The organism is Allostella sp., from assembly GCF_041913585.1.
GTDB lineage: Bacteria > Pseudomonadota > Alphaproteobacteria > ATCC43930 > Allostellaceae > Allostella.
The window spans coordinates 1-8,725 of sequence record NZ_JAYSFE010000160.1; the positions used below are offsets into that span (position 1 = coordinate 1).

An 8,725-nucleotide genomic window follows, 5' to 3' on the forward strand; every position below is an offset into this window, starting at 1 on the left:
GCCGCGCCTTGGCGAAGCTCTCCATGGCGACCGGCAGGCTCATGCCGAAGGCGGCGCCGGCGGCGGTCTCCAGCACTTCCTCCGGCGTCGGCGCCTTCTGGCCGGGCCGCGCCTGGGCCGGCCGGGCGAGCTGCTGGCGCAGCGTGCCGAAGAAGGCGTCCCAGACCGCGCCGGTCGGTAGCTGGTCGATCTCGATGCGCAGGTCGAAGGAGTGCGGCACCGCGGCGGGGGGAACCTCGATCGGCAGCTCGCGCGGGCCCGCCATGCGCTTGAGGTCGATGCCGAGGGAGAGCGAGGCGCCGCCCTGGCCGTCGTTGGCGACCCCGAACCCGATCGCCAGGTTCTCGGCCCGGAACATCGGCTGCGGCCCCATCATCGGGTGGGTGATGCTGATGTCCTGGACGCCGTAGAGCAGCGACATGCCGCCGACCAGCGCCGGGAGCTGCGCCATCAGCTCGACGATCTGCTGCCATTGCTGCTGCGTCACCTGCCCGCCCGAGACGAGGACCCGCGGATTCGCGAGCGAGACGCCGGCGGCGTCGGTCAGCTTGGCGACCTCGACCAGGCGGGCGTCCTTCAGCGTGTATTCGTAGAAGGTGCTGCCGACGGTGACGGCGGTGCCGTCGGGCGCCGCCACCTTGGTGCCGTCGACGGCGAGCTTGATGGCGCCGCTCCACAGGCCGGGCGCGCCCTCCTTCATCCCGCCCGTGACCGACACGCGCTGGATCTCCACCAGCGGCTTCTGCGCCGGGTCCTGCACGGTGACGCGGTCCAGCACCATCTGCAGCGATTCGAAGTTCTGGATCGACTTGCGCCAGACGCCGGCCAGGTTCTGGTTGCCGATCACCAGCGAGAACAGCGGCTTGCCGTCGGGGCCGGTGGTCTCGACGCGGCCCGGCAGCTCGACCCGGATCTGCTGCTGGTCGGCGTCGATGTCCTTGACGCGCAGCGTGACGGGCCGCAGCACGAAGCCGCCCTCCCGCCCCTTCGTGGTGAAGGTCGGCAGGGTCGCCACGACCTCGCCGTTCTGTTCGACGACGCGAGCCTGGCCGTCGATCTGGAGCCCGGCGCCCGGCCCGGCCGCGCGGCGGATCGCCGTCACGATCTGGTCGAGATCCTTCTTGATCGCCGCCGGATCGGCCGCCCCGGCCGGTGCCGAAAGGGCGAGCAGCGCCACCGCTGCCGCGCCGGCAGAGCGTATCCGGGTCGCCAAGGCCATGCCGAACTCCCTATTCATCCGCCGCGCGGAGCCCCCGCCGCACCGAAGGACAATCGCCCGGCGGGCAGGGGGTTGCACAGTGAAAATTTCCCGACGGGCGCCGGGCGGCACTCACACCGCCAGTTCGGCGCGGTCGCGGAACTGCTCCAGCGCCTCCGGGTTGGCCAGCGCCTCGACGTTCCTGACCGGGCGGCCATGGACGACGTTGCGGACCGCGAGCTCGACGATCTTGCCGCTCTTGGTGCGCGGAATGTCGCCGACCTGGAGGATCTTCGCCGGAACGTGCCGCGGCGTGGCGTTGGCGCGGATCTGGCGGCGGATGCGGTCGGCGAGCGCGTCGTCGAGCGTCAGCCCGTCGCGCAGGCGCACGAAGAGGACGACGCGGACGTCGTGGTCCCAGTCCTGGCCGACGACCAGGCTCTCGACGACCTCCGGCAACTGCTCGACCTGGCGGTAGATCTCGGCGGTCCCGATGCGCACGCCGCCCGGGTTCAGGACCGCGTCCGAGCGGCCGTAGATGACGAGCCCGTCATGCCGGGTCAGCTCGACATAGTCGCCGTGGCACCAGATGCCGGGGAAGCGCTCGAAATAGGCGGCCCGGTACTTGGCGCCGTCGGGGTCGTTCCAGAAATGGATCGGCATCGACGGGAAGGGGGCGGTGCAGACCAGCTCGCCCTTCTCGCCGCGCACCGGGCGGCCGTCGTCGTCATAGACCGCGACCGCCATGCCGAGCCCGCGCACCTGGAGTTCGCCCGCCCAGACCGGGCCGATCGGGTTGCCGAGCGCGAAGCACGAGATGATGTCGGTGCCGCCCGAGATCGACGACAGGCAGACGTCGTCCTTGATCGCACGATAGACGTACTCGAAGCCCTCGGGGGCCAGCGGCGAGCCGGTCGACGCGATCGTGCGGACGCTGCCGAGGTCGTGGCTGCGCTTGGGCGCGAGCCCCGCCTTGGCGAGCGCGTCGATGTACTTGGCCGAGGTGCCGAAGAGCGTCGTCCGCTCGGCGTCGGCCAGGTCCCACAGCACGTTGCCGTCGGGGTGGAAGGGCGAGCCGTCGTAGAGCAGCAGCGTCGCCTCCGCGGCCAGCGCCGAGACCAGCCAGTTCCACATCATCCAGCCGCAGGTGGTGAAGTAGAAGGCGCGGTCGTCGCGGTTCACGTCGGAATGGAGCCGGTGCTCCTTCAGGTGCTGCAGCAGGGTGCCGCCGGCGCCGTGGACGATGCACTTCGGAACGCCCGTCGTGCCCGACGAGTACATGATGAAGAGCGGGTGGTCGAAGGGCAGGCGGGCGAAGGCGATCGGCGCCGGCGCGTGCGGGGCGAGGAAGTCCGCCCAGTGGACCGCCCTGGCCCCCAGCCCGGCGATCGGCGCCCGTCCGCGGACATAGGGCACGACGACCAGCCGCTCGACCGTCGGCAGGCCGGCCAGGATCTCGGCCAGCTTGCCGGTCTGGTCGAAGGTCTTGCCGCCGTAATAGTAGCCCTCGGCCGCAACCAGCACCTTGGGGGCGATCTGGCCGAAGCGGTCGAGCACGCCCTGGACCCCGAAATCGGGCGAGGAGGAGGACCAGATGGCGCCGAGCGAGGCGGCGGCCAGCATGGCGATCACCGTCTCCGGCATGTTCGGCAGGTAGCCGGCGACCCGGTCGCCGGCGCCGACCCCGGCCGCAGCCAGCGCCTGGGCCGTCTGCGACACGGCGTCGTGCAGCTCGGCGAAGGACAGGCGCCGTCGCACCTCCGCTTCGCCCCAGAAGACGATGGCATCGGCGTCGTCCCGCCGGCGCAGCAGGTTCTCGGCGAAGTTGAGGCGGGCGCCGGGGAACCACCGTGCGCCCGGCATGCGGTCGCCGTCGACGAGGAAGGGGGCCGGCCCCTTGTCGCCGATCACGCCGCAGAAGTCCCAGACCGCCTCCCAGAAGGCGGCCGGCTCGGCCAGCGACCAGTCGTAGAGCGGCGCGTAGCCGCGGTCGGCGAGCGGCCGGCCGGTGCGCTCCTGGAGCCAGCGGGCGAAGCGGGTGATGGTCGCGGCGGCGATGCGCTCCGCCGACGGCTGCCAGAGCGGTGCCGACAAGGGCGTTCCTCCGGAACGGGGATGTGCCGTCCGGTATAGACGCGGCCCGCCCGCCCGTGCAACGGATCGGGCGATGGCGCTCCCGGTCCCGACCGCCGGCCTCGCCACCACATGGCCCCGATCCCGCCCCCGCCGCGCCCCGCTCCGGCAGTGTGCTCCCCGCGCCGTCCGCCACTCCCGCTCCCGCCTGGCCCTGCCCCGTCCCATGCCGATGAAGCACCGTTTCGACCGCTGGATGCGCGACCTCGCGCCACCGATCCAGGGCGCCATCTGGATGCTGATCGCCGCCATCCTGTTCTCGGCGCTCAACACGCTCATCCGCTGGCTGACCTCGGAGATGGGAATGCATGCCTTCCAGGCGGCGTTCTTCCGCATCTTCTTCGGGCTGCTCTTCATGGTGCCGCTGATGGTGCGGGCGGGCCGCGCCGGCCTCGGGCGGCACAACCCGCTCTATCTGCGCCGGGCGCTGATCGGCATCGCCGGGATGCTGGCGTCCTTCTACGCCATCGCCCATCTGCCGCTCGCCACCTCGACCGCGCTCAGCTTCACCGCGCCGATGTTCACGACGGTGCTGGCGGTCTTCATGCTGGGCGAACAGGTGCGGCTGCGCCGCTGGTCGGCGATCGTCGTCGGCTTCGTCGGCGCGATCGTCATCCTCCGGCCGGGCTGGACGCCGCTCGACGCCGGCATGGTGGCGGCGATGATCGCGGCCGCGACCAGCGCCATCAACACCATCGTCGTCAAGCAGCTCTCCCGCACCGAGCCGGCCGACGCCATCGTCACCTGGATGGCGCTCTACTACACGCCGCTGCTGCTGGTCCCGGCCCTCTTCGTCTGGGAGTGGCCGGCATGGCAGCTCTGGCCGTGGATCGTGATGATGGGGGTGCTGGGGTCGCTCGGCCACATGGCGATGACGCGCAGCTTCCGCGCCGCCGACGCCACCGTGGTCATGACCTTCGACTATTCGCGCCTGCCGATCGCGGCGGTGCTCGGCCTCGTCTTCTTCTCGGAATGGCCGGACGAGTACACCGTGCTGGGTGCCGTCATCATCGGCGGCTCCGGCCTCTACATCGCCCACCGCGAGGCGAAGGTGAGCCGCATCCGCGCCGCCACCACCGCGACCGCGACGGCGGCCGACCCGGCCGCGCCCGACCCGCGCGGTCGCGGCTGACCCCGTGGCCGCGGGTCCGGTGGCGGCGGGTCAGCCGCCCGGGGGATAGACGAAGCGCAGGGTCGAGGCGAAGAGCGCCAGCGTCACCACCACCGTCAGCGGAATGCGGAGCGCCGGGTACCAGGCGGGCGCCAGCCCCATGCGGGCGAGCAGCACGTCGGCCGCCAGCGTAACCGGGAAGGCCAGCGTCAGCGCCATGCCCATCTGCACCGGCTCGAACTCGAGCGCGGTCAGGAGCCAGCCCGCCAGTGCCGGCAGCACGCCCCAGATCCAGCGGCCCCAGCCTGGGCGGCCGTCGGCCATGGCGAGGCCCCAGTGGACGGCGCCGAGGAAGGACAGCACGGCCGCGGCATAGAAGAACTGCAGCGGGATCGCCAGCCCGGCCTGCTCCGCCTCCAGCGTCCAGGCGCCGATGGCGCCGGCGACGAAGGGAACGAGGCCGGCGAAGCCGAGCACGAGCGCCGGGCGGGGAACGTCGGAGAGGGTCGGTCGCGTCATCGGCCAGCTTCTAGGTCAGTATCGCGCGACCGGCAATCGTCGCCGCCCGGCATGTCTCGGACGCGACTTTGCCGGGCGCCTGGGCTAAGACCCTGGCCTTCGGACGCATCCGTGGGAGGCGAGGGGATCATGCAGATCACAGGCGTGGCGGCGATCGTGACCGGCGGCGGGTCGGGGCTGGGGGCGGCGACCGCCCGGATGCTGGCGGCGGCGGGCGCGCGGGTGACCGTGGTCGACGTCCAGGCCGGCCCGGCCGAAGCGGTCGCGGCCGAGATCGGCGGGCTCGGCGTCGCCGCCGACGTCACCAGCGCCGATCAGGGCGCGGCGGCGGTGGCCGCCGGGCGGGCGCGGCACGGGGCCGCCCGCATCCTCGTCAACTGCGCCGGCATCGCCCCCGCGCAGCGCATCGTCGGGCGCGAGGGGCCGCTCGAACTCGACGCCTTCCGGCGGGTGATCGAGGTCAACCTCATCGGCACCTTCAACATGATGCGGCTGGCGGCGGCCGATATGCAGGGCCTCGACCCGCTGGCCGACGGCGAGCGCGGCGTCATCGTCTCGACGGCGTCGGTCGCGGCCTTCGAGGGCCAGATCGGGCAGGCGGCCTATTCCGCCTCGAAGGGCGGCGTCGTCGCCCTCACCATGCCGGCGGCGCGCGAGTTCGCCCGCGCCGGCATCCGCGTCAATGCGATCGCCCCCGGCCTCTTCGGCACGCCGATGCTGCTCGGCATGCCGCAGCCGGTCCAGGACAGCCTCGCCGCCAGCGTGCCCTTTCCGAGCCGCTTCGGCCGGCCGGAGGAGTATGCGGGCCTCGTCCGGCACATCGTCGAGAACGTCATGATCAACGGCGAATGCATCCGTCTCGACGGTGCCATCCGCATGCAGCCGCGCTGACGGCGCCGGGTTGCCCGAAATTCGCCATGCCGCGGCGGTTACCTCGCCGGTGACGGTTCGCGGCGAGTCGCGGCCGTCGGGCGGGGGAGCGCGTAGGCGAGGTGGCTGAGCAGGGACAGGGGGAAGGGCGGCCGCGGCCGCGACGGCGGCGGTCGTGGCTCGGCTTCGCCCTGCGCTGGGCCTTCATCCTCGGCGTCTGGGCGACCGTGGCCGTGCTCGGCCTCGTCGCCTGGTACGCCTACGACCTGCCGGACACGCGCAACCTCGCCGGGGTCGAGCGGCGGCCGAGCGTCACCATGCTGGCCGCCGACGGCACCGTCCTCGCCACCTTCGGCGACATCCACGGCGAGGCGGTGCAGCTCCGCGACCTGCCGGGCTTCGTCCCGGCGGCGCTGCTGGCGACCGAGGACCGGCGCTTCTACCAGCATTTCGGGGTCGACCTGCTCGGGGTCGCCCGCGCCATCTACCAGAATCTCCGCGCCGGCCGGGTGGTCGAGGGCGGCAGCACCATCACCCAGCAGCTCGCCAAGAACCTCTTCCTGACGGCCGACCGTACCACCCGCCGCAAGGTGCAGGAGGCACTGCTGGCCCTGTGGCTGGAGCGCCGCTTCACCAAGGACGAGATCCTGGCGATCTATCTCAACCGGGTCTATTTCGGCGCCGGCACCTACGGCATCGACGCCGCGGCCCGGCGCTATTTCGGCAAGCCGGCGACCCGGGTCGGCCTCTACGAGGCGGCGGTGCTGGCCGGCCTGCCGAAGGCGCCGTCGCGCCTCAACCCGCTGCGCGACCCCGACCTCGCGGCCGATCGCGCCGGCGAGGTGCTGGACAACATGGTCGAGGCGGGCTTCCTGTCGCGCAACGAGGCGGAGGCGGCGAAGACCAACCGGACCGAGCTCGCCCGCATCGCCGGCCCGTCGCAGGGCAACCGCTACTTCGCCGACTGGGCCCTGGAGCAGGTCGCGGGCTATGTCGGACAGGCGACGAGCGATCTCGTCGTCGCCACCACCTTCCAGCCGCGGCTCCAGGCGCTGGCGGAGGCGGCGGTCGGGGCGGCGCTCGCCGCCGAGGGGCCGAAGCTCGCGGCGGGCCAGGGGGCGCTCGTCGCCATGGCGCCCGACGGCGGCGTGCAGGCGATGGTCGGGGGGCGCGACTATGCCGAGAGCCAGTTCAACCGCGCGAGCCAGGCGATGCGCCAGCCGGGATCGGCCTTCAAGCCCTTCGTCTGGCTGGCCGCGCTCGAGACGGGCTGGCGCCCGGAATCGCCGATCGTCGACCAGCCGGTGCGCATCCGCAACTGGTCGCCCAGGAACTTCAACGGCCGCTATCTCGGCGAGATCAGCCTCGCCCAGGCGCTGGCGCAGTCGGTCAATACGGTCTCGGTGCAGCTCGTGCAGCGCATCGGCGTCGACCGGGTGATCCAGACCGCCCACCGCATGGGGGTCACCAGCGAGCTCGGGCGCGACGCCAGCCTCGCGCTCGGCACCAGCGAGCTCACCCCGGTCGAACTCGCGGGCGCGCTGGCGCCGCTGGCCAACGACGGCAACGGCGCCATTCCCTACGCCATCCGCGAAATCCGCGACCGCTCGGGCCGCATCCTCTACCGCCGTACCGGCACCGGCCCGGGGCGCGTCGTCGCGCCCGAGATCGCGGGCGAGATGAACCGCATGCTCGCCGGCACGATCGAGACCGGCACGGCGCGGGCGGCCAACATCGGCCGGCCGGCGGCCGGCAAGACCGGCACCACCCAGGATTATCGCGACGCCTGGTTCGCCGGCTGGACGCCCGATCTGGTGGCCGTGGTCTGGGTCGGCAACGACGACGGCCGGCCGATGAAGGGCGTCACCGGCGGCTCCCTGCCGGCCGGCATCTGGCGGCGCTTCATGCAGGAGGCGGTGAAGGGCACGCCGCCGCGGCCCTTCCCCTCCTATGCGCCGGCACCGGTCGTGGTGGCGGCCCCGCCGCCGGGGATGGCGGGCGAGGATCGGCGCGGCGGCTGGTTCGGCGAACTCTTCTCGTCGCGGCCGGCACCGCTGGCGCCGCCGCCGGCCGCCCGCGCCGGCGGCGCGCCGCAATATTTCCGCCAGGACGACGGCAAGAGCGGCAACTGAGGACCCGAACCGATGGAAGATCCGATCCGGCGCCACCCGACGCGCGCCGAACAGCTCGACATCCTGGTCTCCGCCGTGGCGGACGTCGCGCGACCGGGCGAGGCGGTGCTCGATCTCGGCTGCGGCACCGGCTATCTCGGCCACCTGCTGCACGGGCGGCGGCCGGACCTCCGCTATGCCGGGTTCGACCGCAAGGGCGACAGCCTCGCGGCGGCCGCCGGCAACCTCGCACCCTGGGGGGCGAACGCGCGGCTCGTCGAAGGCGACCTCGCCCGGATTGCCGAGGCGACGGGCCTCGACGGCCCGTGGCGCGCGATCCTCTCGGTCCTGACCTTCCACGACCTCGACGACCAAGCGAAGGCTGGGGTGATCGCCTGGGCCTCCGGTCGCCTGGCGCCCGGCGGCTTCTTCCTGCTGCTCGACCGCATCCGGCTGACCGAGCCGGCGCTCTTCCCGCTGCAGCGGAGCCTGTGGCGCCGGCTCGAGCGCATCCACGGGGAAGGGATGCGCGCGGCCGAAGACTTTGCCGCCTACGAGCGCGACCTCGGCACCGACAACCGCCCGGCGACGCTCGCCGACTATGCCGGCTGGTTCGGCGCCGCCGGCCTCGCCTTCCAGCCGCTCCACCTGCACGGCAACATCGCCGTCCTCGCGGGGGCGGCGAAGGCGTGAGCCGTCATCCCCGCCGGTCGCGCCAGCGGTAGAGGAGGAGCATGCCGCGGGCGATGCGGCGGGCGAAGCCGTAGGCCGGGATCGGCCGCA

Annotated in this window: 7 protein-coding genes; 4 read left to right on the plus strand and 3 right to left on the minus strand. The window is 72.9% G+C overall.

Going from position 1 to position 8,725, the window contains the following annotated elements; all coding sequences use genetic code 11:
- A partial coding sequence (locus tag ACE3Q3_RS21320) for a hypothetical protein (RefSeq protein WP_374449352.1) occupies positions 1-1,219 on the minus strand: 1,219 nt, incomplete at its 3' end.
- Positions 1,220-1,330: 111 nt separating this feature from the next.
- The gene (locus tag ACE3Q3_RS21325; RefSeq protein WP_374449354.1) at positions 1,331-3,292 is read right to left on the minus strand and encodes an acetoacetate--CoA ligase; all 1,962 of its coding nucleotides are present in this window, start codon (positions 3,290-3,292) and stop codon (positions 1,331-1,333) included.
- Positions 3,293-3,503: 211 nt separating this feature from the next.
- Here ACE3Q3_RS21325 and ACE3Q3_RS21330 point away from each other — a divergent pair, with 211 nt between their 5' ends.
- A complete protein-coding gene (locus tag ACE3Q3_RS21330; RefSeq protein WP_374449356.1) occupies positions 3,504-4,463 on the plus strand; it encodes a DMT family transporter in 960 nt (319 codons plus the stop codon).
- Between the two features lie 30 nt (positions 4,464-4,493).
- Here the strand turns inward: ACE3Q3_RS21330 and ACE3Q3_RS21335 are convergent, their stop codons facing one another.
- Positions 4,494-4,961, minus strand: a complete 468-nt coding sequence (locus tag ACE3Q3_RS21335) for a DUF3429 domain-containing protein (protein ID WP_374449358.1) — start codon at positions 4,959-4,961, stop codon at positions 4,494-4,496.
- 129 nt (positions 4,962-5,090) lie between these two features.
- Here ACE3Q3_RS21335 and ACE3Q3_RS21340 point away from each other — a divergent pair, with 129 nt between their 5' ends.
- The 3 genes from ACE3Q3_RS21340 (at position 5,091) to ACE3Q3_RS21350 (ending at position 8,635) form a co-directional block, all read left to right on the plus strand.
- Positions 5,091-5,852, plus strand: a complete 762-nt coding sequence (locus tag ACE3Q3_RS21340) for an SDR family NAD(P)-dependent oxidoreductase (RefSeq protein ID WP_374449360.1) — start codon at positions 5,091-5,093, stop codon at positions 5,850-5,852.
- Positions 5,853-5,953: 101 nt separating this feature from the next.
- Positions 5,954-7,963, plus strand: coding sequence for a transglycosylase domain-containing protein (locus tag ACE3Q3_RS21345; RefSeq protein ID WP_374449361.1), 2,010 nt, complete (start codon positions 5,954-5,956; stop codon positions 7,961-7,963).
- Between the two features lie 12 nt (positions 7,964-7,975).
- Positions 7,976-8,635 (plus strand): trans-aconitate 2-methyltransferase, encoded by a 660-nt coding sequence (locus tag ACE3Q3_RS21350; protein ID WP_374449363.1) that lies wholly within the window; start codon positions 7,976-7,978, stop codon positions 8,633-8,635.
- Positions 8,636-8,725 lie beyond the last annotated feature (90 nt).

Excerpts from the sequence above, each read along its gene's own strand:
- ACE3Q3_RS21330 (WP_374449356.1), top strand. The coding sequence starts at position 3,504 with ATGAAGCACCGTTTCGACCGCTGGATGCGCGACCTCGCGCCACCGATC.
- ACE3Q3_RS21340 (WP_374449360.1), top strand. The coding sequence starts at position 5,091 with ATGCAGATCACAGGCGTGGCGGCGATCGTGACCGGCGGCGGGTCGGGG.
- ACE3Q3_RS21335 (WP_374449358.1), bottom strand. The coding sequence starts at position 4,961 with ATGACGCGACCGACCCTCTCCGACGTTCCCCGCCCGGCGCTCGTGCTC.
- ACE3Q3_RS21350 (WP_374449363.1), top strand. The coding sequence starts at position 7,976 with ATGGAAGATCCGATCCGGCGCCACCCGACGCGCGCCGAACAGCTCGAC.